The 20,598-nt window shown below is 72.5% G+C and carries 19 protein-coding genes, 1 tRNA gene and 1 pseudogene; 11 read left to right on the top strand and 10 right to left on the bottom strand.

All coding sequences use genetic code 11. The features are described from left to right. Positions 1-45: 45 nt before the first annotated feature. Positions 46-903: an SDR family oxidoreductase gene (locus tag AC38ZX_RS00790; protein WP_426593996.1), complete on the bottom strand. Its 858-nt coding sequence runs from the start codon at positions 901-903 to the stop codon at positions 46-48. Between the two features lie 138 nt (positions 904-1,041). Here AC38ZX_RS00790 and AC38ZX_RS00785 point away from each other — a divergent pair, with 138 nt between their 5' ends. Together AC38ZX_RS00785 and AC38ZX_RS00780 are read left to right on the top strand one after the other, a co-directional pair. Then, on the top strand, positions 1,042-1,377 hold the full coding sequence (locus tag AC38ZX_RS00785) for a winged helix-turn-helix transcriptional regulator (protein WP_426593995.1): 336 nt from the start codon (positions 1,042-1,044) through the stop codon (positions 1,375-1,377). A gap of 134 nt (positions 1,378-1,511) precedes the next feature. Beyond that, entirely contained in the window at positions 1,512-3,251 is a 1,740-nt protein-coding gene (locus tag AC38ZX_RS00780; protein WP_491295978.1) for a DEAD/DEAH box helicase, read from the top strand. An 18-nt stretch (positions 3,252-3,269) separates the two neighbouring features. On the opposite strand, the gene AC38ZX_RS00775 is transcribed toward AC38ZX_RS00780, so the two are convergent. Genes AC38ZX_RS00775 through AC38ZX_RS00760 form a run of 4 tightly spaced genes read right to left on the bottom strand, consistent with a single transcriptional unit; the run spans position 3,270 to position 7,679 of the window. Continuing rightward, positions 3,270-5,291: a glycosyl hydrolase gene (locus AC38ZX_RS00775; protein WP_491295977.1), complete on the bottom strand. Its 2,022-nt coding sequence runs from the start codon at positions 5,289-5,291 to the stop codon at positions 3,270-3,272. Further along, a complete protein-coding gene (locus tag AC38ZX_RS00770; RefSeq protein WP_491295976.1) occupies positions 5,291-5,839 on the bottom strand; it encodes an efflux RND transporter periplasmic adaptor subunit in 549 nt (182 codons plus the stop codon). Before AC38ZX_RS00770 ends, AC38ZX_RS00775 begins: the two co-directional genes overlap by 1 nt. Continuing rightward, positions 5,836-6,018 (bottom strand): hypothetical protein, encoded by a 183-nt coding sequence (locus AC38ZX_RS00765; RefSeq protein WP_491295974.1) that lies wholly within the window; start codon positions 6,016-6,018, stop codon positions 5,836-5,838. The genes AC38ZX_RS00770 and AC38ZX_RS00765 overlap by 4 nt, the downstream gene beginning before the upstream one ends. Continuing rightward, a complete protein-coding gene (locus tag AC38ZX_RS00760) occupies positions 6,015-7,679 on the bottom strand; it encodes a glycosyltransferase family 2 protein (RefSeq protein WP_491295973.1) in 1,665 nt (554 codons plus the stop codon). The genes AC38ZX_RS00765 and AC38ZX_RS00760 overlap by 4 nt, the downstream gene beginning before the upstream one ends. Positions 7,680-8,060: 381 nt before the next feature. Here AC38ZX_RS00760 and AC38ZX_RS00755 point away from each other — a divergent pair. From AC38ZX_RS00755 to AC38ZX_RS00725, 7 genes and pseudogenes are all read left to right on the top strand, one after another. Continuing rightward, positions 8,061-9,745: pseudogene (locus AC38ZX_RS00755) on the top strand (alpha-amylase family protein). A gap of 131 nt (positions 9,746-9,876) precedes the next feature. After that, a complete protein-coding gene (locus AC38ZX_RS00750; RefSeq protein WP_491295972.1) occupies positions 9,877-11,916 on the top strand; it encodes an elongation factor G in 2,040 nt (679 codons plus the stop codon). Positions 11,917-12,034: 118 nt separating this feature from the next. Beyond that, positions 12,035-13,000 carry an FKBP-type peptidyl-prolyl cis-trans isomerase gene (locus tag AC38ZX_RS00745; RefSeq protein ID WP_491295970.1) on the top strand — a complete coding sequence of 322 codons (966 nt, stop codon included), beginning with the start codon at positions 12,035-12,037 and terminating at the stop codon, positions 12,998-13,000. A 171-nt stretch (positions 13,001-13,171) separates the two neighbouring features. Next, a complete protein-coding gene (locus AC38ZX_RS00740) occupies positions 13,172-13,528 on the top strand; it encodes a nucleotide pyrophosphohydrolase (RefSeq protein WP_491295969.1) in 357 nt (118 codons plus the stop codon). A 27-nt stretch (positions 13,529-13,555) separates the two neighbouring features. Beyond that, positions 13,556-14,176 carry an L-threonylcarbamoyladenylate synthase gene (locus tag AC38ZX_RS00735; protein WP_491295968.1) on the top strand — a complete coding sequence of 207 codons (621 nt, stop codon included), beginning with the start codon at positions 13,556-13,558 and terminating at the stop codon, positions 14,174-14,176. A 98-nt stretch (positions 14,177-14,274) separates the two neighbouring features. Beyond that, positions 14,275-14,748: a TIGR00725 family protein gene (locus tag AC38ZX_RS00730; RefSeq protein WP_491295967.1), complete on the top strand. Its 474-nt coding sequence runs from the start codon at positions 14,275-14,277 to the stop codon at positions 14,746-14,748. After that, positions 14,745-15,488 (top strand): uracil-DNA glycosylase, encoded by a 744-nt coding sequence (locus AC38ZX_RS00725; protein ID WP_491295966.1) that lies wholly within the window; start codon positions 14,745-14,747, stop codon positions 15,486-15,488. Before AC38ZX_RS00730 ends, AC38ZX_RS00725 begins: the two co-directional genes overlap by 4 nt. On the opposite strand, the gene AC38ZX_RS00720 is transcribed toward AC38ZX_RS00725, so the two are convergent. Beyond that, a complete protein-coding gene (locus tag AC38ZX_RS00720; RefSeq protein WP_491295965.1) occupies positions 15,389-16,426 on the bottom strand; it encodes a DUF2510 domain-containing protein in 1,038 nt (345 codons plus the stop codon). The two genes, AC38ZX_RS00725 and AC38ZX_RS00720, sit on opposite strands and share 100 nt — an antisense overlap. Positions 16,427-16,555: 129 nt before the next feature. Between AC38ZX_RS00720 and AC38ZX_RS00715 the strand changes: the two genes are divergently transcribed. Next, entirely contained in the window at positions 16,556-16,972 is a 417-nt protein-coding gene (locus AC38ZX_RS00715; protein WP_491295964.1) for a VOC family protein, read from the top strand. On the opposite strand, the gene AC38ZX_RS00710 is transcribed toward AC38ZX_RS00715, so the two are convergent. From AC38ZX_RS00710 to AC38ZX_RS00700, 3 genes are all read right to left on the bottom strand, one after another. Continuing rightward, positions 16,945-17,472 (bottom strand): HNH endonuclease, encoded by a 528-nt coding sequence (locus AC38ZX_RS00710; RefSeq protein ID WP_491295963.1) that lies wholly within the window; start codon positions 17,470-17,472, stop codon positions 16,945-16,947. The genes AC38ZX_RS00715 and AC38ZX_RS00710 overlap by 28 nt on opposite strands. Positions 17,473-17,489: 17 nt before the next feature. Beyond that, positions 17,490-17,566, bottom strand: a tRNA-Arg gene (locus AC38ZX_RS00705). Positions 17,567-17,845: 279 nt separating this feature from the next. Then, positions 17,846-18,562 carry a TetR/AcrR family transcriptional regulator gene (locus AC38ZX_RS00700; protein WP_426593980.1) on the bottom strand — a complete coding sequence of 239 codons (717 nt, stop codon included), beginning with the start codon at positions 18,560-18,562 and terminating at the stop codon, positions 17,846-17,848. Positions 18,563-18,734: 172 nt separating this feature from the next. On the opposite strand from AC38ZX_RS00700, the gene AC38ZX_RS00695 reads away from it, so the two are divergent. Next, positions 18,735-19,634, top strand: coding sequence for an NAD-dependent epimerase/dehydratase family protein (locus AC38ZX_RS00695; RefSeq protein ID WP_491295962.1), 900 nt, complete (start codon positions 18,735-18,737; stop codon positions 19,632-19,634). Here the strand turns inward: AC38ZX_RS00695 and AC38ZX_RS00690 are convergent. Beyond that, positions 19,631-20,584, bottom strand: coding sequence for a hypothetical protein (locus AC38ZX_RS00690; RefSeq protein WP_491295961.1), 954 nt, complete (start codon positions 20,582-20,584; stop codon positions 19,631-19,633). The genes AC38ZX_RS00695 and AC38ZX_RS00690 overlap by 4 nt on opposite strands. Positions 20,585-20,598 lie beyond the last annotated feature (14 nt).

The following is a 20,598-nucleotide window of genomic DNA, read 5'->3' as shown; positions in this document are numbered from 1 at the left end:
GCGACCCGCCCAACCCGATTCCTGCGGCGCCGCCGGGGTGTGGTCTCAGGCCGCGGCGGGTGTGAGAGCGCGCAGGCCGTCGAGCAGCGGTGTGGTCGGGCGGCCGCTCAGGTCGCGCAGGTCGCTGGTCGCGTCGCCGAGGATACCCGCCCGCACGTCGGCGTCGATGCTGGTGACGAACCAGATGGTGCCCGCGTCCAGACCTGCTCCGGTGAGGATCGCCTTCTGTTCCTCGGTGGTGACGTTCTGCACCACGACCGCCCGGCCGAGCACCTCGGCGGCGGCGGCAGCGAACTCGTCGGACGTCCACGCGACGTCGCCGGTCAGCTCGTAGGTACGACCGTCGTGCCCGTCGGTGGTGAGCACCGCGGCCGCGGCGGCGGCGTAGTCGGCGCGCGCAGCGGAGGCCACGCGACCCTCGCCGGCGCTGGTCAGCAGGACCCCGGTCTGGGCGACCTGCGCCAGCGTCGGGCCGTAGTTCTCGTGGTACCAGTTGTTGCGCAGGATGGTCCACGCCAGGCCGGACGCCCGCAGGACGTCCTCGGTGGCCTTGTGGTCGGGCGACAGGGTCCACGCGTCGCCGGACACCTTGGGCGCGCTGGTGTACACCACGCGGCGGACCCCGGCGGCCTGGGCGGCCTCGATCGCCCGCGTGTGCTGCGCCGCCCGGTTGCCGGCCTCGCTGGCGGACACCAGCAGGACGGTGTCGGCACCGGCGAACGCGGACTCGAGCGTCGTCGGCTCGTCGAAGTCGGCGAGGGCGACGGCCACCCCGAGATCGGCCAGACGGTCGATGCGACGGCCGGTGGCGGTGATGTCGGCGGCCGGGACGCCCGAGGCGAGCAGGCTCTCGACGACGAGGCGGCCGAGCTTGCCGGTGGCGCCGGTGATGACGACGGACATGGTAGTTCCTCCCGAGGGCGACATGCGGTTCGTCAGCGTCAACCGCGCGGGCGTCGACCACGTTCCCACAGGGGGGTACCCACTTTGGCGTAGGGTACGCACGTGACAGTTAGTGAGCAGGTCAGCGTGCTTGACCGTATGCGAGACGAGGGCGCGTTCACGGGCGCGTGCTCCACCCGCACGGTGCTGGACCACGTGACGAGCCGGTGGGGCGTCGTCCTGCTCGTCTTCCTGTCCGACGGCACGATGCGCTGGGGCGAGCTGCGTCGTGCGGCCGACGGCATCAGCGAGAAGATGCTGGCGCAGACGCTGCGCACCCTCGAGGCCGACGGTCTGGTGCTCCGCGAGGTCACCGCCTCGGTGCCGCCACGCGTCGACTACTCCCTCACGCCGCTCGGCGCGGACCTCGTGAATCGACTCATGCCGCTCATGCAGTGGATCGTGGACAACGCGGACGAGATCGTCGGTTCGTGATGTTTCCGCGGGTGCTGCCACCCACTTTCGTGACAGAGCAGACACCGATCGGACTGAACTCGCGGCTCTGACGTGCCGAAGCATCTGTAGACGCATACCACGGCGTCCCCGGATTCCGACGGACGAGGGCCCTTGTGACGACACAGAGTGACGCGCTGTACGCGGCACTCTGTGCGCGCGCACCGCAGACCACCCGCGAGCTGACGCGCGGTCTGGCCCGCCTGGGCCAGCGGCTGCTGCTCTCTTCCGACGTCGAACGGCTCCTCGACGCAGACCCCCGCATCCGCAGGGACGGCGGCCGGCCCACGCGCTGGCGAGCGCTGCCCATCGGGCAGGCGCCACCCCTGTCCGGGCCACCGACCCCCAAGAAGTCCCCGCCCGCGGTCCTGCCGCGGCGCAAGGAGTCCGTCGCGCGCACCCTGCAGGTGCTGGACGAGAGCCTGCTCGCCGCCCGCATCTCGCCGGTCGCCGCGTTCTGGGGGCAGCCCGTGTCCGCGGCGCCGGTGCCGGTCACCGCCGAGCCCGTCCTGGCCTCCGACGTACCCGTGGTCCGCCGGAAGCCGCTGCCGCCGGGCAGCACCCCCCGATATGTCGGACCGCGCCTGCGCCCGTGGCAGGGGGACGTCCTCGACGGCTGGCTCGCGCACAAGCGACACGGCATCGTCCAGTCCGTCGCGGCGACCGGCCGCACCGGCGTCGGGGTGCTGGCGGCGTGGGACGGCGTGTCGCGTGGTGAGAAGGTGCTCGTGCTCGTGCCGAGCGTCGACCTGCAGGAGCAGTGGCTGCGCACGCTCGAGCTCCAGCTGCCCGGGCTCTCCCTCGGTCGGCGGAGCGAGCCGTCCGGCGACGGGTCCGGCGACACCTTCGACGACTGCGACGTGCTCGTCTCGCTCGCGTCGGCCGCCACGGACGAACTCCTTCCCGAGGGCACGCACGGCCTGCTGATCGCCGACGAGGTGCACCGGTTCGGCTCCAGCGCGCTCGCGCCGACGCTCGCCGGCAGGTTTCGCGCCCGGCTCGGGCTCTCGGTGTCGCTCGAGGGTGCCGACGAGGCCCTGCTGCCGTACTTCGACGCGGTCTTCGACGGCTGCGACCTGCGCCGCGGCCGTGCCGACGCCGAGATCGCCCGGTACCGCGTCGGCCTGCTGCCGGTCGAGCTCCTTCCCGACGAACGGACCGGGTACCGCGGGCTCAGCCTGCAGATCGACCAGCGCGCCGCGCGCCTCGTCGCGACCCACGGGTGCCACCCCGAGACCTTCCTCGACGACGTCGCGCGTCTGCAGGCGGCCTGGTCCGACCGCCCCGACGCAGCCGCCGATGCGAGCGCCTACCTGCGCGCGGTCAGCGCGCGCCGGCTCGTCGCCGCGGGATCGCTGGCCAAGCTCGAGGCCGTCCCACGACTCGCACCCACCCTCGGCCGGCACGCCCGCAGCCTGCTGTTCACCCACTCCGCGATCGACGCCGAGGTGGCCGCGACCGTGCTGCAGGACAACGGGGTGGACGCCGAACGGTTCCCGCACGGCCGGCCCGCGGACGCCCGACTGGCGACGATCCGCGACCTGCGCTCCGGCGAGGTGCGGGCGCTGACCGCCCACCGCCCGCTCTCGGCCGGCGCCGACCTGCCGCCCGTCACCGCCGTCGCGCTCCTGGCAGGCACGCGCACCGGGCGCCAGCTGGTCGAGCGTGCCGACCCGGCCCTGCGACCCAACCCGTCGGACACGATCGTCACGATCCTCGTCGTGTATGCCCGTTTCACGGTCGAGGACCCCGGCCAGGGTCAGCTCACCGACCTGATCGACGCCGCCACCGAGGTCCGGACGTTCGGGATCGATGCCGAGGAGGCGACGATCGCCGCCTGGTCGGTCGGTCTCTAGCCCGGTCCTGCCGGACGATCAGCCCAGCGCCGACAGCCACGCCATGAGGTAGCTGCGCGAGTTGCCGTCGTCGATGCGGTCGTCGGGCAGCGTTGCTGCCTCCTGGTACGCCCGCTTGGCGTCGTCGGGACCGGCGAGCCCCGAGTACATGAGCAGGTAGTCGCCGAACGTCACGTCGTACCCGTCGGGGGCCGCCTCTGCGACGTTGGCCCTGATGCGCCCCGGGTCTCCGGCCAGGTAGGTCCCGACCGGGGAGAGCGGCAGCAGCTGGATGCCGAGCATCGCGCTCGGCTCGGCGCTGAACCAGGTGGACCAGTCGCGCTTGCCGCCCCAGTTGAGCGACACGACCTGGTGGTCGAAACCCTGGTAGACCGGATCGTCGAGGTCGGGGTTGGTCCAGTAGGCCTTGGCCGACGCCGCCTCGGCGGACAGCATCCACGTCCCCTGGGTGGTGAGCGCGTCCTGGCCGGACGCCTCGCCCCAGAGCGCGAGCCCGTTCCACGCGTTGACGGCCTCGGAGCTGGACTCCTGGTTGTTGCCGTCCGCGAACGGGGACGTGCCGGACGCCCACCCGTGACCCTGGTACGGGTCGAAGGTACGCAGGACGGGGAACTCGTCGCTGCCCTTCGCCGCGGCGACGTCCTGCGCCAGCAGGTTCATCACGGGCGCGAAGGTCGTCGCCAGCCGCTTGTCGGTCGCGGCGAGGATGCCCGCGGCCCCGAGGAAGTACCCGTAGTGGAAGTGGTGGTCGTTGAACTCCTCCGACCCGAACGACGGGGTGCGTCCGACGACGCCGCGCGCGGACTCGTCGTACTCGAAGCATCGCGTGTCCCGTGTCGCGCAGCCCTTCGGCTGCGTCCACTCGGTGAGGGCGGCGACGACCTTCGCCTTCAGCGGCTTCACGACGTCGTCCGCGTCGAGCTGGTGCCCGAGCTGGACGAGGGTCGCGGCCCGGTAGAGGGCCTTGCCACCGAAGTAGGTGTCCGAGGGGAACGGCTTGGTCCCCGCGACGTCCTTGGCCAGCTGGGCGACGATCGCGTCGCGCCGGGTGGCATCCAGGTGGCTCAGGTCGAGCGCACCGGACGGCTCGACGGTCGGCGCCCACGTGGTCAGTGCCTTTCCCGCGCACAGCTGGAGGGTGCCGTAGACGCTCGGGTAGGAGCCGAGGCCGCAGGTGCGGTCCGGCTGGTCGCCCGCACGCTGGTGGGGCATCGTCGTGTAGGCACCGGTGCTGCCGTCCGACTCGTACGTGATGGTCGTGCGCGCGACGGCCTGGTCGATGCCGTACGCGACCGTCGTCCCGGTCAGCGGGTGGGCCGCGGCGTCCGTGAGCGCCTTCAGAGTGCCGTCCGTTGCGTGGTCGGGCAGCGGGAACCAGGTCGCCGTCTGGCCCTTGCTGAGGTCCACCGCGCCGGACGCGAGCGCGCCGTCGGGGGCCTCGAGGCCGTAGTCCCGGTCGCCGACCGTCGCGCGGGCCGAGCCGTCGCCGTCGGCCGTGAAGGGCACGTCGACGTGCAGCGTGGCGTCCCGCGCGGCGGTGAAGCTGACGAAGGGGGAACCCTCCGCCAGCACGACCGAGCCGAGGACGTCGTGACCGTCCAGCAGCTCGATCGTCACCGAGACGGCGTCGTACGCGCTGACCCGGGCCGAGGTCGCCCCCGCCGCGACCGTGACGGCCGGCGTGAACGGCCCCACGATCGACGACGCCGTCGTGGTGACCGGTGGCAGGCCGAGCTGGAACCCGTCCGTCGTGAGACCGAACGAGAGCGGCAGCGGGAAGACCGGCTGCGGCTGCGCGCCGAAGACCATCCCGCTGAACCACTTGTTGGTCGGCGGGGCCAGGCCGTCGGCGAGCCGCACCGGGTCGAGCTTCGCCACGTCACCCTTGTCGACGGCCTTCACGAGGGCTGCGGCGTCGACGTCGGGGGTGGCCGCGGTCGCGGGTCCGTCGGGCGTGGCGTCGGGCCCACAGCCGGCGAGCCCGACGGCCACGACCAGCAACGTGACGGCGGCGCGGAACCTCCTCGAGGCGGCCGTCATCAGAAGTGCTCCCGGAAGAAGCCCTGGACCTTGTCCGCGACCGTGCTCACCACCCCGTCGTTCCGGAGATGGAGCTGAGCGGTCACCGGGGTCCCGGAGGCGACCAGACCGTTCTCGGCACCGTCCGTGAGCTGCTTGCTCACGACGGTGACGACGGCCTCGGCGCTGCCGTCGTTGGTCTGGACGTCCATGCTGTCGACGGTGCCGGAGAGCGCCTGCTGGTTGGGCAGGACGATCGTCACCGGTGCGTTGTCCGCCACGCGGGCGTACTCCCGCGGCGACAGCGTGAAGTCGGCCTTGACCTTGAGGGTCTGGGCGCGGTCGATCTTGGCCATGATCGCCGACCCTTGCACGAAGGTGCCGGTCTCGGCGTCGATCTCGGTCACCTTGCCGGCCGACGTCGCGGTCACGGCGAGCGTGCCGTCGGCGCTGACCACGGATGCCGCCGTCGAGGTGGGCGCGAGGCCGAGCGACAGCTCGTTGCGGAGCGCGGCACTGTCGATGACGAAGAGCTTCTGGCCTGCGGTGACGGTGTCACCGTCCTTCACCAGCTGGTCGGTGACCAAGCCGGCGTAAGGGGTGCCGACGTCGTAGTTCTCCGCCGTGATCGAGCCGGACGGCTCGTGGCGAGCCCCCGCTGCTGGTTGAGGTGGAACGTGAGCAGTGCGGCCACGACCAGGACGGCGAGCAGCCCTGCGACGAGGCGGAAGCGGTTGGACCAGGTCATGCGTGACCTCCCGTGGTGGCGGTGGCTCCGGAGCCGGCTCGCTTGAGTCGACGCGCCTCACGGGCGGCGACCACGACGAACGCTCCGAGGATGAGGGCGTTGGTGGTGTTCCAGGCCAGGGCCAGGCTGAACGTCCCGTTGCTCGAGTCCTTCCAGGCACCGGCCACGGACGTGAGGGTGAGGAAGGCGAAGAACAGGACCTGCGGGATCATGAAGTTGAACGGTGAGGCGGCCTTCGCCTTGCTGCCGGTCACGTGCCACTTCTGCTCCCGCTTGAGCACGGCGTTCACCAGGGCCCGGCAGTAGATGGGGAAGGACACGGTGGCGAGCAGGAGCGTCTCCGGGCGGAACGAGCCGAGCGTGTAGAACGCGACGGCGACCTGCATGAGGTAGAAGCCCGCGTAGAACAGCACCCAGGTCGCCGGGGACACCTGCATGTCCATCGGCGAGAGGTTGAGGAAGATCGACATCGGCGGGACGAGCAGGAGCAGCAGCGGAGCGATGCCGGTGAGGTAGTGCGTCGCCGTCACGAGGTACTGCACGCGCTGGTCGAGCGTGAGCCGGTGCTTGGGCGACAGCGGGTTGTGCGTGAGCATGATCTCGAAGCCGCCGGTCGCCCAGCGCAGCTGCTGCTTGGTGTACGCCTCGATCGTCTCCGGGGTGTCCCCGACCGCGAGCTCGGTCGGGATGTACACGGAGCGCCAGCCGTTCTCGTGGAGCTTGAGCGACGTCCAGACGTCCTCCGACTTCGAGTCGGCGTACATGCCGCCGATGTCCTCGATCGCGGCCCGCCGGAACACCACGTTGGTGCCCACCGAGAACGCGGCGTTGAAGCGGTTCCGGCCCGGCTGGATGAACCGGTAGAACACGGCCTGCATGTAGCCGGCACCGCGCGAGATGAGGTTGTTGAGGTTGCCGTACGCCTGCGGCGTCTGGACGAAGGCGACGTCCTCGTTGGCGAAGAACGGCACCGTCTCGTACAGGAAGTTCGGCTTCGGCACGAAGTCCGCGTCGAAGATGACGAAGAACGTGCCGCCGGTGATCGACAGCGCGTAGTTGATGTTCCCGGCCTTGGCGCCGTTGTTGCCGATGCGCCGCACGTAGCGCACGCCGAGCTCGGCCGCGAGGTCGCGCACCTCGTCCGACTTGCCGTCGTCGAGGATGTAGGTGAGGTGCTCGCCGTGCAGCGCGAGCGCGGCGGTGGCGGTCGTGCGGATGGTGTCGAGGTCTTCGCCGTACGTGGTGATGAAGACGTCGACCGTGGCCGAGCGCCCGTCGACGCGCATGGGCCAGCGCTGCGGCATCGCCCGGGTGCCCGCGCCGCGGACCGCCTCGAGGTCGTACAGGTTCTCCTGCGCACTGTGGAACGCGAAGTTGCGCGGGTTGTGGCCGCTCGACAGGACGGTCCACATCGAGAGGATCGCCTGGGCCACAAGGACCGTCTCGGCGGCGATGACCATCGTCCACGGGAGCCAGTCGCCGCGGTTGGCCGGGTTGAGCAGGAAGATCGCGTAGAGGAGCACACCCGCGGTGGCGAGCATGACGAGGAGCATGAGCGTCGGTGACTCCGACGCGGAGTTGTCTGCGGCGCGGGGCGGGGCCCCGGTCACCCTGTCGGTCTGCTGAGTCGTGGTGAGCAGTTGATGCATGGTCTGAGCCATGAGTCCCCCTGGGACCTGGTTCCGGTCATGGCCGGGAGGGGGGAAAAGACGGGGCGCGGGACGTGTCCGGCACCCCCGAACCTCCCGGGGCTGCGACGTCTCTGCCGTCGTGGGGCGTCTCAGGAACGGAGATTCTCCGGTCCGTACGGACGCAACACATCGAACGTAACAGGCTCTCCGCGGATGGAGAACCCTCAGGGCGACGTGCGCTGGGTCACACGGGCCCCTGCTGCGCCCCGGACGTTTGCGCAGGTCAGAGCGCTGGCACTGAGTCGGGCTGCAGGTCAGAGCGCATGAGCCGTGTCGCCCGGAGCCGGGTCGATCTCGCTGGCCGGGCGTCCTGGCGCGCGCTCCCCGGGCGCCTCCGGTAGAACCGAGCGCGTGAGGATTCACGACACCGGCGACCTGTGGTGGAAGAACGCCGTCATCTACTGCCTCGACGTCGAGACGTACATGGACTGGGACGACGACGGCACCGGCGACCTGCCCGGCCTCGTCCAGCGCATAGACCACCTGGCCGACCTCGGCGTGACCTGCCTGTGGCTCATGCCCTTCTACCCGACGCAGGACTACGACGACGGGTACGACATCTCCGACTTCCTCGGGGTCGACCCGCGGCTCGGCGACGTCAGCGACCTGGTCGAGGTCGTCCGGACGGCGCGCGACCGCGGCATCCGGGTCATCGCGGACCTCGTCGTGAACCACACGTCCTGGAAGCACCCGTGGTTCCAGGAGGCGCGCAAGAGCACGGACAACCCGTACCGCGACTTCTACGTGTGGCGTTCGGACAAGCCGCCGTCCACGAGGGACAAGGTCGTCTTCCCGGACAAGGAGACCGGCATCTGGACCAAGGACGACGCGACCGGCGAGTGGTACCGGCACACGTTCTACCACCAGCAGCCCGACCTCAACTCGGCGAACCCGCAGGTCAGGGACGCGATAGCGAAGGTGATCGGCTACTGGGCGGAGCTGGGCCTGAGCGGCTTCCGCGTCGATGCCGTGCCGTTCATGCTCGCCGACGCGGCCAAGACGCCCGGTGACGACGTCGCCCACAAGCACGACTTCCTCGAGGAGCTGCGCTCGTTCCTCACGCGGCGGGTCGGCGACGCGATCCTGATGGGCGAGGTCAACCTGCCGTATGCGCAGCAGCGCGAGTACTTCGGCGGCGAGACCGCGGACAGCGACGAGCTCACGTTGCAGTTCGACTTCATCGGCATGCAGAACCTGTACCTGGCCCTCGCCCGACGCGACGCGGCGCCCATCGCGGACGCACTGTCGCGACGCCCGCCCATCCCGCACGACGCGCAGTGGGCGACGTTCGTGCGCAACCACGACGAGCTGACCCTGGACAAGCTGTCCGACGCCGAGCGGCAGGAGGTGTTCGACGCCTTCGGGCCCGACCCGGACATGCAGTTCTCTACGGGCGCGGTCTGCGCCGCCGGCTGCCGCCGATGCTCGGGGGCGATCCGCGCCGGATCCGCATGGTCTACTCGCTGCTCTTCTCGCTGCCGGGGACGCCCGTGCTGTTCTACGGCGAGGAGATCGGCATGGGCGAGAACCTGGCCGCCGAGGGACGCATGGCCGTGCGGACCCCGATGCAGTGGACCGCGGGCCGCAACGGCGGCTTCTCCCGAGCGACCCCGGGTCGGCTGCCGGGCCCCGTGACCACCGGCGGGTTCGCGCCCGAGCACGTCAACGTCGCGGACCAGCGACGCGACCCGGACTCGCTGCTCAACTTCGTGCAGCTGCTCATCCGGCGCTACCGGGAGAGCCCCGAGCTGGGCTGGGCGTCGCAGCCCGAGATCCTCGAGCAGCCGCACGCGTCCGTCCTCGCGCACCGCAGCACGTGGGGGGACGGATCGACGATCTCCCTGCACAACCTCGGCGACGAGGCGGTCGTCGTGCCGCTGCGCTTCGCCGACTGCGACGACACCGTCAGCCTGGTCGACCTCCTGCAGGACGGGTCCTGCTCGATCGACGCCCGGGGCCGGACCGAGGTCGAGCTCGGCGCGTACGGATACCGCTGGCTACGGGTCGTGCGGGTGGACGACCGGCGCCTGCTCTGAACGCCCCTCGTGACGCTGCCGAGCTCGCCTGCGTGGTCGACACCCTCGCGGCGGGCTGACGGCGTCAGGGCTCGTCGCGTCCCGCCGCCGTCGCTAGGGTGGCCGGTAACAGGCCCGACCGGGAGACGCCGATGGCAACGACGCCGAGGATCCGCACGGTGGCGCTGCTGGGCGCCGCCGGATCCGGCAAGACCACCCTCACCGAAGCCCTCCTGCACCGCGCGGGTGTCCTGACCCGCGTCGGGCGCGTCGAGGAGGGCTCGACGGTGACCGACCACGAGCCCGAGGAGATCGCGCGCGGGCAGTCCCTGGCCCTCGGCGTCGCGCCCTTCGCGTGGACCACGGGCCACGGCGAGTACGACGTCACGCTGCTCGACGCCCCGGGCTCCGCGGACTTCGTCGGGGCGTCGGACGCGGCCGTGTCCGCGGCGGACCTGGCACTGATCGTGGTCAGCGCGGTCGACGGGGTCCAGGCCGGCACCCACACCGCCTGGCGGGCCGCGGCCGACGCCGGCCTGCCCCGGATCGTCGTCGTGACCAAGGAGGACAAGGCGCGCGCCGACTTCCGCCGCGTGCTCGCGGACCTGCGCGCAGCATTTGGCGAGGGTCTGGTGCCGCTCGAGCTCCCCCTGGGCGAGGAGACGGCGTTCACCGGCGTCGCGGACGTGCTCTCCGACGAGGGGCTCGCCTACGACGCCGACGGGCACCATCACAGCGAGCCGCTGGCCGGGTCGATCGCCGACGAGGAGCACCGCCTGCACGACGAGGTCACCGAGGAGATCGTCACGCACGACGACGCCCAGCTCGAGCGGTACCTCGCGGGCGACGTGCCGTCCGCCGACGAGCAGCTGACGACGCTCGCGCAGGAGGTGACGGCCATGGAGGCGTTCCCCGTCCTCGTGGTCTCGGGCGTCACGGGCGTCGGCGTCGACCGGCTGGCGGACCTGCTGTGCGACCTCGGCCCGGACCCCAGCGACCGGTCCGTGCTCATCGGCGCACGCGAGGTCTCCGTGAAGCCCGACCCCACCGGCCCCGCGCTCGTGCACTGCTTCCGCACGCTCGCCGACCCGTTCGTCGGCCAGGTCACCCTGTTCCGCGTGCTCAGCGGCACGGTCCGCCCGGGCGATCGCCTGGTGAACACCACCACCCGCACCGAGGAGCGCGTCCCCGGGCTGTTCCGGCTGCGCGGCAAGGAGCACCTGCCGCTCGACTCGGTGCCCGCCGGACGGATCGGTGCGGTCGCGAAGCTGACCGGCACGCCGTCCGGTTCGCTGCTGGCCGACCGCTCCGGACCGGGCGCGTCCGCGACGATCCCGCAGCACCACCGCGAACCCGTCTTCGGCCTGTCCCTGGAACCCGTGAGCCAGTCCGACGACGACCGCCTCTCCGCCGCACTGGCCCGCCTCACCGCCGAGGACCCCACCCTGAGCGTAACCCGGGAGGGCGACCGCACGGTGCTGCGCGGGCTCGGCGACACGCACCTGGCCGTCGCGCTCGACCGGCTCGCGCGCGTGTTCGGGGTGCACGTCAGCACGTCGCCGGTGCCCGTCGGCTACCGCGAGACCATCCGTCGGCCGGTCGAGGCGGAGGGCAAGGTGAAGAAGCAGTCGGGCGGCCATGGTCAGTACGCCGTGGTCCAGCTGCGGGTCTCGCCGTTGCCGCACGGGTCCGGGTTCGAGTTCGTCGACGCCGTGGTCGGGGGCGCCATCCCGCGCACGTACATCCAGGCCGTCCACAAGGGCGTCGCCGAGGCGATGGCCTCCGGCGGCCCGCACGGCTACCCCGTGGTCGACCTGCGGGTCGAGGTCTACGACGGGAAGTCGCACTCGGTGGACTCCTCCGAGATGGCGTTCCGGACGGCAGCGGCGTCGGGGGTCCGCGAGGCGCTGCAGGCGGCCGGCACCACGGTCCTCGAACCCATCAGCCACGTCTCGGTGACCGTCCCGTCGACCGCGCAGGGCGATGTGATGAGCGACCTGTCGGCGCGCCGGGGGCACATCAGCGCGACCACGTCGCTGGACGACGGCACGGTGCTCATCGAGGCGTCGGTGCCGCAGGCGGAGCTCGCCCGCTACGTGCTCGATCTGCGCTCGTTGACGGGCGGCCGCGGCGAGCTCGCGATCGAGCCGGACCGGTTCGAGGTGTGTCCGGACCACCTGGTTCCCGCGTAGATCCGGTGAAGTTCCGGTCCACCGACCGGTCGTCCTCAGCGCGCTCCCAGTCTCGTCGCGTACCGTGCCAGCCGTTGCGCCGTCCTGGGCGTTGACCCGAACTGACGGAGGATCTCCCGTGCGCCGACACCGCACCTCGCGCCGTGGCCTCGCCGCCGCGGCCCTCGCCCTGACCGTGGGCCTCGCGCTCGCCGCCTGCTCCGGCAGCTCCGGCGACTCGTCCAGCCCGTCGGCGTCCGCGAGCGCATCCGACAACTCCGCCGCCACCGCGGCCGACCAGGCGGCCCTGGCCGGCGTCAAGGTCGTGTGGACCGACTCCGCTACGGCGCCGACCGTGACGCTGCCCGGCACGCCCTTCACGGTGACCACTCCCGTGATCGACGTCCGCGAGCCCGGCACCGGCGACGAGATCAAGCAGGGTCAGGCCATGGAGATCCAGCTCGTGGCCGTGTCCGGCAAGGACAAGCTGCAGCTGCAGGAGACGTACTCGACCAAGCCAGAGAGCGTGAACCTGACGGCCGACTTCATCTTCCACGACCAGCTGGCCGGCCAGAAGGTGGGCACGCGCTTCGTGTTCGCCGTGCCGGAGCAGTCCGCGGGTGCCGGCTCGGCCGTCATCGCGGGCGAGGTCGTCGGCGTCCGCGACGTCCCGACTCGCGCGTCGGGCGCGGCTGTCACGCCGCCGGCCGGCCTGCCGACCGTCACGGTCGACCCCGCCACCGGCAAGCCGACCGTCACGCCCGTCGGCGGCACGCCGCCCACCACCCTGATCGCGCAGCCGCTCATCAAGGGCACCGGCGCGACGGTCGCCGCCACCGACACCCTGACCGTCCAGTACAGCCTGTACCTCTGGGACGGCACCGCGGTCGAGTCCTCCTGGGACACCGGCACGCCCGCCACGTTCGCGCTCAGCGGCGTGATCCCGGGCTGGACCACGGGTCTCACCGGTCAGACCGTCGGCAGCCAGGTTCTCCTGGTGGTCCCGCCGGACCAGGCCTACGGCGACAAGGCGTCGGACAAGATCCCCGCAAACTCGACGCTGATCTTCGTCGTGGACATCCTGGACGCCCAGCCGGCCGCCTGATCGGTCGTCGTCCCACGAACCCCCGGGTGCCTCGCGCGCCCGGGGGTTCGCGCGTTCCCCGTCGCCGGACGCCGTCCTTCGTGGCCGAGCGCTGCGGCCTGGGCGCCGCGCTCGCCGACGAACCACCGTGCTCGCCGTGCTCGCCGTGCTCGCCGTGCCAGGCTGGACGCCGTGACGGAGGAACGAGAGATCGCCGAGCTGCAGCGTCTGGTCCGGGACTTCAGCACCGAACGTGACTGGCAGCAGTTCCACGACCCGAAGTCGGTGATCCTGGCCCTCGTCGGCGAGGTCGGTGAGCTGGCCGAGCTGTTCCAGTGGGTGCCGTCCGACGAGGCCGTGGCCCGCTTCGCAGACCCGGCGAGGCACGGACGCGTCGCCGAGGAGATGGCCGACATCCTGGTCTACCTGGTCTGCCTGGCCGACGTGCTGGGCGTGGACCTCGGCGCCGCGGCGCGCGCGAAGCTGGCCGACTCGCACCGCCGGTTCGCGGCCGACGAGGTCCGGGGCGTCGCGCCCGAGAAGGCGTGACCGGCCGCCGCTACTAGGCTCGATCCCATGGCGCGCTACTTCGACGTCCACCCCGAGAACCCCCAGCCGCGCGCGATCGCGCAGGTGGTGGAGCTGCTGCAGGGAGACGCGCTGATCGCCTACCCCACCGACTCCTGCTACGCGCTGGGCTCGCGGATGGACAACCACGACGGCGCGGACCGCATCCGCCGCATCCGGCACCTCGACGACCGGCACCACTTCACGCTCGTCTGCGCCGACTTCGCCCAGCTCGGGCAGCTGGTCCAGCTGGACAACAGCGCCTTCCGCGCGATCAAGGCGGCGACGCCGGGCCCCTACACGTTCATCCTGCCCGCCACGCCGGAGGTGCCCAAGCGGCTGGCGCACGCGAAGAAGCGGTCCATCGGCGTGCGGATCCCGGACCACCCCGTCGCCATGGCGATCGTGCGCGAGCTCGGCGAGCCCCTGCTCTCCAGCACCCTGCTGATGCCCGGCGCCGAGTGGCCGATGCTCGAGGGCTGGCAGATCAAGGAGGAGCTGGACCTGGTGCTCGACGCCGTCGTCGATGCGGGCGACTGCGGCACCGAGCCGACGACGGTGGTCGACTTCACCGACGGCGCCCCCGAGGTGGTCCGGGTGGGCGCCGGCGACCCCTCCAGGTTCGAGTAGCCGAGCCAGCGCATGCGCGGTCGAGACCGGCAGTTCGGTGCGAGAACGGCAGTTCAGAGTGCCGTTCTCGCACCGGAGTGCCGGTCTCGAGGGCGGCGGTGACCGTGGCGTACGTGGGGGTGGTCGGGCCGTCGGACGCGTCTGGCGACGAGGAGCGGGCCGCAGAGGCCTTGGGTCGCGCGATCGCCGAGCGCGGGCACGTCCTGGTGTGCGGCGGACTGGGCGGTGTGATGGCGGCGGCGTCGCGCGGAGCAGCGGGTGGTGGCGGCGTCGTCGTCGGGATCCTGCCGGGGGCCGACCCCGCCGACGCGAACCCACACGTCACGGTCGCCTTCCCGACCGGCCTGGGCGAGCTGCGCAACGGCCTGCTCGTGCGCACCAGCGAGGTGGTGGTCAGCATCGGCGGCTCGTGGGGCACCCTCAGCGAGGTCGCGCTGGCCGTGCGCACGGGGGTGCCGGTGCTGTCGCTGGGCGGCTGGGACCTGCCGCCCGGTCCGGAACCCGTCGCGTCTGTCGCCGAGGCGCTCGACCGCCTCGACGCCCTGCTGGCCGCCGGTGACGAGTCGAGGTGAGGCTCGACGACGCGGACGACGTGGTCCGGGCGGCCGCGGGCGCGGGGGACCTCGCGGCGCTCGACGACGTCGTCCCACAGTGCCGCGCCTGCCCGCGCCTGGTCGCGTGGCGCGAGCTCGTCGGCGTCGAGAAGCGTGCGGCGTTCCGCGACCAGACCTACTGGGCGCGACCCGTGCCGGGCTTCGGCGACCCCCGAGCGCGGGTCCTGGTGGTCGGCCTCGCCCCCGCCGCGCACGGCGCCAACCGCACCGGCCGCATGTTCACCGGCGACCGCTCGGGCGACTTCTTGTTCGCGGCGATGCACCGCACGGGGTTCGCGTCCCAGGCCACCTCGACGTCCCACGACGACGGCCTCACGCTGACCGACCTGCGCGTCACCGCACCGGTCCGCTGCGCACCCCCGGCCAACGACCCCACCCCCGACGAGCGCCGCACCTGCGGCCCGTTCCTCGCACGGGAGCTGGCCCTCCTGCGGCCGGCCGTGGCCGTCGTGCTCGGGGCATTCGGCTGGCAGGCGCTGCTGAGCACCCTCGCTGAGCAGGGCTGGGCTGTGCCGCGGCCCCGGCCGCGGTTCGCGCACGGGGCCGAGCTCGTGCTGGAGCACGCCGAGATCGGGTCGCTGACCGTCCTGGGCTGCTTTCACGTCAGCCAGCAGAACACCTTCACCGGGCGCCTGACCCCGGCCATGCTCGACGCGGTCCTCGTCCGCGCACGCGCGCTGCTGCCTCCGCCGGCCTGAGCTCCCGCGGCGGCGTCGCCCGCAGGCCCGAGACAGAGATAGCCGGTGCTGCCCTGGGTGAGCCGCGTGAGGACGGTTGTGGACGGCGGACAGTCGGCGCCCTGCGGGTCGCTCGTCTCCCCCGTGGCCTCGTAGGTGTGCGGTGCCGAGCACAGGACCTGGCCGAACGTGTTGTTCCCGTACGCGTTCCAGCACGAACCGGCGACCGGGGGACCCGGTGTGCCGCCCGTCCACGCCATGACGGTGCCGACGGCGGAGACCAGCAACGCGGCCCCTGCCACGAGGCTGATCGTGAGGCGCAGTGCGGGCGTCCAGGGCTCTCCACCCAGCTGCACCATCGCCCGGTAGGCCCGGGTCGCCCGGACGAACGAGACGATGCCGACCGTGATGCCGCCGGTCGTCAGGAACGGGACGTGCGCCGTCGAGCCCCCCGAGCGCAGCGCGTGGACGTGCAGGAAGGCGAGCACGGCCCCGCCGACCAGCCAGACCAGCCCCCAGGTCACGTCGCGCACGATCCGACGGCGCGCACGGCGGATCGCTGCCTCGTCGTAGAACGGAGCCTGGCCGACGAAGCCACCGCCGTAGCTCGGCCCGTAGGCGGGCGCCTGTCCGAAGCCGGGGCCAGGCGGCTGCCCGATGCCGTAGCCAGACACCTGCCCGAAGCCGGGCGCTGACGCCTGTCCGAAGCCGACCGGCTGACCGTACGCGCCCGAGCCTGCCTCCACCGCGAACCGCGGGTCCGGGGCCTGGGGTACCACCGCGAAGCGTGCGTCCTGGGTCACGACCGCCGCTGCGGCGTCGAGCGTGCGCGGGTACCCCGGTGCTGCCGCCACGGGCCGGGTCTGCTCGGTCCATCCCGCGCCGTCGAACCAGCGCACCACGCCTGTCGTGCTGCCGTCGTCGTACCAGCCGGGCGCGGGGTTGGATGCTCCAGTCATCTGTTGTGCGTCGGCCGTCGGCGGCCCGATCTTGAACACGTGATGTGTCACATCTCAGCGACGATCGCGGGCGCACGCCCCGCGGCGGCGTCGGTGCGGCTGTCGGACCTGCTCAGTACGGTCGGTCCCATGGAGATCTCGTTCGTCGCCGGGTTCGGTCCGATCACGCGCGACGCGGGAGCGGCCCGTGCGTTCTGGGGGGACAGCCTGGGCATCCCGCTGGAGGAGCCGGTGCCCGGCTACCTGACCAACGACTCGCTCGACGGCGTCAAGGCGTTCGCGCTCTGGCCCTTGGCCCAGGCGGCGCAGTCGACGTTCGGCAGCACCGAATGGCCCACCGACCTGCCGACGCCCCAGGCGTGGCTCGAGCTCGACGTCGCCTCGGTGGACGCGGTCGGCGCGAGCGTCGCGGAGCTCACGGCCCAGGGCCACCGGCTGCTGCGGGACACCACGCTGGAGCCGTGGGGCCAGACGACGGCACGGCTGCTGAGCCCCGAGGGCCTGCTCGTGGGCGTCACCTACACGCCGTGGCTGCACGGCGTGTAGGTGGCGGGGCGGTGCCCACCGGGATGGCCGGCCCCGGCGGGCTCAGACCTCACCGCGCGAGCAGGTCCAGGTGCGTGGGGACGTGCGGTTCGTACCGCAGACGCATGCCCGCCTCCTGCGGGGTGCGGTCCCGCTTGCGGTGGTTGCAGTCGAGGCACGCGGCCACGGTGTTCAGCCAGGAGGCTCGCGCCGCCGCGGCTGCGGGGCAGCACATGGTCCACGGTGCTGGCGCCGACCGTGCCGCAGTAGGCGCACAGGTGGGCGTCGCGCTCGAGCATGCCGCTGCGCGACCAGGTGGGGATGCCCCGGCGGTTGCGCCAGCGCATCTGCACGTAGCGGACCAGTCGCAGCACGCGCGGCAGCGGGTAGGGCCCGAAGGTGCGGCCGTCCACCGCCTCCTCGACGACCGCGACCTGCCGGTGCAGCATCCGGACCGCGTGCGCGAGGCTGACGCGTTGGAGGGGCTCGTACCCCGCGTTCAGGACCAGGACTCCCGTCATGGTCGTTCCCTTCGAGTTGGTGCCTCGCGCTGGAGTTGAACCAGCGGCTTCCGGCGTCGTCGGCCGGTGCTCTGTCCTGTTGAGCTAGCGAGGCGGGTGGGTGAGGGTCCGGAGACGGCAATGGGCCGCCCCCGGTGTCGGAGACGGCCCATCGATCGCACGAGCGAGTGCTCAGGCAAGGTCGGGTAGCTTCCGAGGTCGAGGTCGCGACATCCGCAGGTCGAGCGTCATGGGCGCTGTCTCCCCTCGGGCTGGTCGCGTAGGTCGGTACGGCACGGTCGGGTTCAGGGTGCCGGACGTCTGCCCATTTCACCAGCGTTTTGGCGCGACTCGCGGGCGAACAGTGGGCGAATGTCCTCCGTCCGGCGGCCGGTCACGCCAGGTCGACGTGCAGCCCGACGCCCGCGGCGGCCGTGCCGATCGTGACGTCGAACAGGCGCGGGAAGTCGCCCGCGACACGGTGCAGGTGCCCGAACAGCTCGACGGAGATCGCCCCGACGAGCGACGTGAACAGGGTGGCCGACCGTGCGGCGACGCGCGCGACGTCGTCCGGGACGTCGGCGGGGTCGTCGAAGCCGACGAACGCGTACACCTCCGGTGCGACCCGGCCGCGGGGGTCGAAGTCGGGGCCGGCCGGCGTCAGGGAGCCCTCGGCCTGCGCCCGCAGGAGAAGGCCGACGATGACGCCCCACAGCCGGACCGCGGGCACGACCGTGTCCTCGGGGGCGCGGTAGCCCCGGACGGGCGTGCCGTAGATGAGCTCGAACGAGTGCGGCTGCTCGAGGGCCCAGCCGCGCACGGCCCGGGCCACCGCGAGCCACGCGGTCGCAGGGTCCTGGTCGGGGCGGCCCGCGGCCTGCTCGGCGACCTGCCCCACCGCGTCGTACGCCTCGATGATGAGCAGCGTCAGCAGCGCGTCGCGGGACTCGACGTAGCGGTAGACGGCCGACGACGCCATCCCCAGGTCGCGTGCCACCGCGCGCAGCGACAGCTCGGCGGCACCCTCGGTGACCAGTCGGTCCCGGGCAGCGGTCAGCAGCTCGGACATGACCTCGGCGCGGGCGCGCTCGCGGGCGGTGGTGGGTGCCATGGGCTCATAGTGCCTGCTTTCCGACAGCCACGAGAGCACCGATCACGTACAAGAGCACTGCTCTTGCCGTCGCGTCGCCGATGTGCGAGCATCGCTCACAGACGAGAGCGGTGCTCTCGTAAGCGCCGAGGACGGATGCCCGGCGTGGCGGTCGAGGCAAGGAGCGCACGTCATGGATCAGCACGTCATCGTCGGCAAGGGAGCCGTCGGCTCCACGCTCGCCCAGGAGCTCGTCGCCCGCGGTCATCGGGTCCGCGTCGTCAGCCGCTCGGGGGGCGTCGACTCCGCCGGGATCGAGCACGTGGCCGTCGACGCAACCGACATCGAGGCGCTCACCGCCGCCGTCCGAGGCGCCGACGTCCTCTACAACTGCGCCAGCCCGCAGTACTGGCGCTGGACCACCGACTGGCCCCCGCTGTCGGCGGCGCTGCTCGACGCGGCCGCGCGCGCGGGCGCCGTGCTGGTCACCGCGGGCAACCTCTACGGCTACGGTGCGCACGGCGCGGTCATGTTCGAGGACACCCCGCTGCGGGCGACCGACGCGAAGGGCGCGGTCCGCGCCCGGATGTGGCTCGACGCGGCCGCCCGCACCGACCTGCGCACCACCGAGGTCCGGGCGGCGGACTACCTCGGCCCGCTCGCCGACTCGCAGGCCATGGCGGGACCGCGGTTCGTGCGCCCGATCGTCGCGGGCCGCACCACCCGTCCGGTCGTCGCGGTCGACCAGCCGCACAGCTGGACCTACCTGCCGGACTTCGCGCGGGCGCTGGTCGCGGCAGGCGCGACACCGCAGGCCTGGGGCCGGGCGTGGCACGTCCCGACGGCCGAGCCGCTGACGTTCCGGGAGCTGGGCGCCCGGTTCGCCGTCGCGGCCGGCGCTCGTCCGCCGCGCATCCGACCGGTCGGAAACGGAGTCGTCCGCGCACTGGGCCTCGTCTCACCGCTGATGCGGGAGATCGCGGATGTCGCGGACCACTTCACCCAGCCGTTCGTGATGGACACGACCGCCTCGGAGCGGATGCTCGGCATCACCGCGACCCCGTGGGAGCACGCGGTCAAGGAGACCCTCTAGGAGTAGTCGCAGCCCGGGCCCTCGAGTACGGACCGCTGCGCGAGCCGCACCGCACCCTCGACCGCGGGGACGTCGAGCATGCGGACGTCGGCGTCGGGCAGCTCGTCGAGGATCGAGCGCCGGATGCCGGCGAACAGCCGGGGCGCCTCGGGCGCCACGTCCCCGCCGACGACCGCGTGCAGCACGTCGACGCCGCGCTGCGCGAGCTGCACGACGAGCCTCGCGACCGCCTGCGCGTTGGCGGCGACGAGCGCCTGCGCGTCGCTCGACCCCTCGTCGGCGGCCTGGAACACGGCCGGCGCGTGGACGCCCCACGGGAGCGAGCGGGAGTTCCAGCGCAGCACCTGCGCCAGCTCGTCGACGGATCGGAGCTGCATGGAGTCCATGAGCAGGTGGCGCAGAGTGTCGGGCTCGTCGCCACGCGCGTCGCCGGCCAGCACGGTCAGGGCGGCCTCGCGGACCAGCGCCGACGCGCTGCCGACGTCGGAGACCGCCCAGCTCGACGCACCCGTGAGCACCCCCGGGCCGGTGGCCACGGCGATCGCGGAGCCGCCGACGAGGACGCCGACCCCGCGTTCCAGCCCCGCGGCCGGGATGAGCAGCTCGGCGTCGTTGACGACGGTCGTCGGCACCCGCAGCGCGACGCAGACCGTGGTGCCCAGGGCGTCGCAGAGCGCGCGAACCTCGCACCCGGTGGCGCCGACGGCGACCGCGGCCAGCTCGACGTCGGCGCAGTCGTCGAGCGCGCCGCGCACGGCGTCGACGATCCAGCCGGTCGCGTAGCGCAGCGGGGTCGCGGACCAGCTGGCAGACGCCGACACGTGGTCGAGGACGATGGCCCCGGAGGTCTCGTCGACCACACGGACCTGCGCGGTGACGGAACCGATGTCCAGGCCGATCACGACCCGGCGGCGCGCCATGGTGCGCTGCTGCGGAAGGTGCTCGCTCATGGCTCGTCCTCGGG

The organism is Cellulomonas sp. McL0606, from assembly GCF_058248365.1.
This window is presented reverse-complemented; position numbering and strand designations above follow the sequence as displayed.

Coding starts and splice junctions, on each gene's coding strand:
- AC38ZX_RS00700 (WP_426593980.1), bottom strand. CDS start 18,562: ATGGCACCCACCACCGCCCGCGAGCGCGCCCGCGCCGAGGTCATGTCC.
- AC38ZX_RS00760 (WP_491295973.1), bottom strand. CDS start 7,679: ATGGCTCAGACCATGCATCAACTGCTCACCACGACTCAGCAGACCGAC.
- AC38ZX_RS00790 (WP_426593996.1), bottom strand. CDS start 903: ATGTCCGTCGTCATCACCGGCGCCACCGGCAAGCTCGGCCGCCTCGTC.
- AC38ZX_RS00735 (WP_491295968.1), top strand. CDS start 13,556: ATGGCGCGCTACTTCGACGTCCACCCCGAGAACCCCCAGCCGCGCGCG.
- AC38ZX_RS00695 (WP_491295962.1), top strand. CDS start 18,735: ATGGATCAGCACGTCATCGTCGGCAAGGGAGCCGTCGGCTCCACGCTC.
- AC38ZX_RS00720 (WP_491295965.1), bottom strand. CDS start 16,426: ATGACTGGAGCATCCAACCCCGCGCCCGGCTGGTACGACGACGGCAGC.
- AC38ZX_RS00750 (WP_491295972.1), top strand. CDS start 9,877: ATGGCAACGACGCCGAGGATCCGCACGGTGGCGCTGCTGGGCGCCGCC.
- AC38ZX_RS00715 (WP_491295964.1), top strand. CDS start 16,556: ATGGAGATCTCGTTCGTCGCCGGGTTCGGTCCGATCACGCGCGACGCG.
- AC38ZX_RS00775 (WP_491295977.1), bottom strand. CDS start 5,291: ATGACGGCCGCCTCGAGGAGGTTCCGCGCCGCCGTCACGTTGCTGGTC.
- AC38ZX_RS00765 (WP_491295974.1), bottom strand. CDS start 6,018: ATGACCTGGTCCAACCGCTTCCGCCTCGTCGCAGGGCTGCTCGCCGTC.
- AC38ZX_RS00710 (WP_491295963.1), bottom strand. CDS start 17,472: ATGACGGGAGTCCTGGTCCTGAACGCGGGGTACGAGCCCCTCCAACGC.
- AC38ZX_RS00785 (WP_426593995.1), top strand. CDS start 1,042: ATGCGAGACGAGGGCGCGTTCACGGGCGCGTGCTCCACCCGCACGGTG.
- AC38ZX_RS00690 (WP_491295961.1), bottom strand. CDS start 20,584: ATGAGCGAGCACCTTCCGCAGCAGCGCACCATGGCGCGCCGCCGGGTC.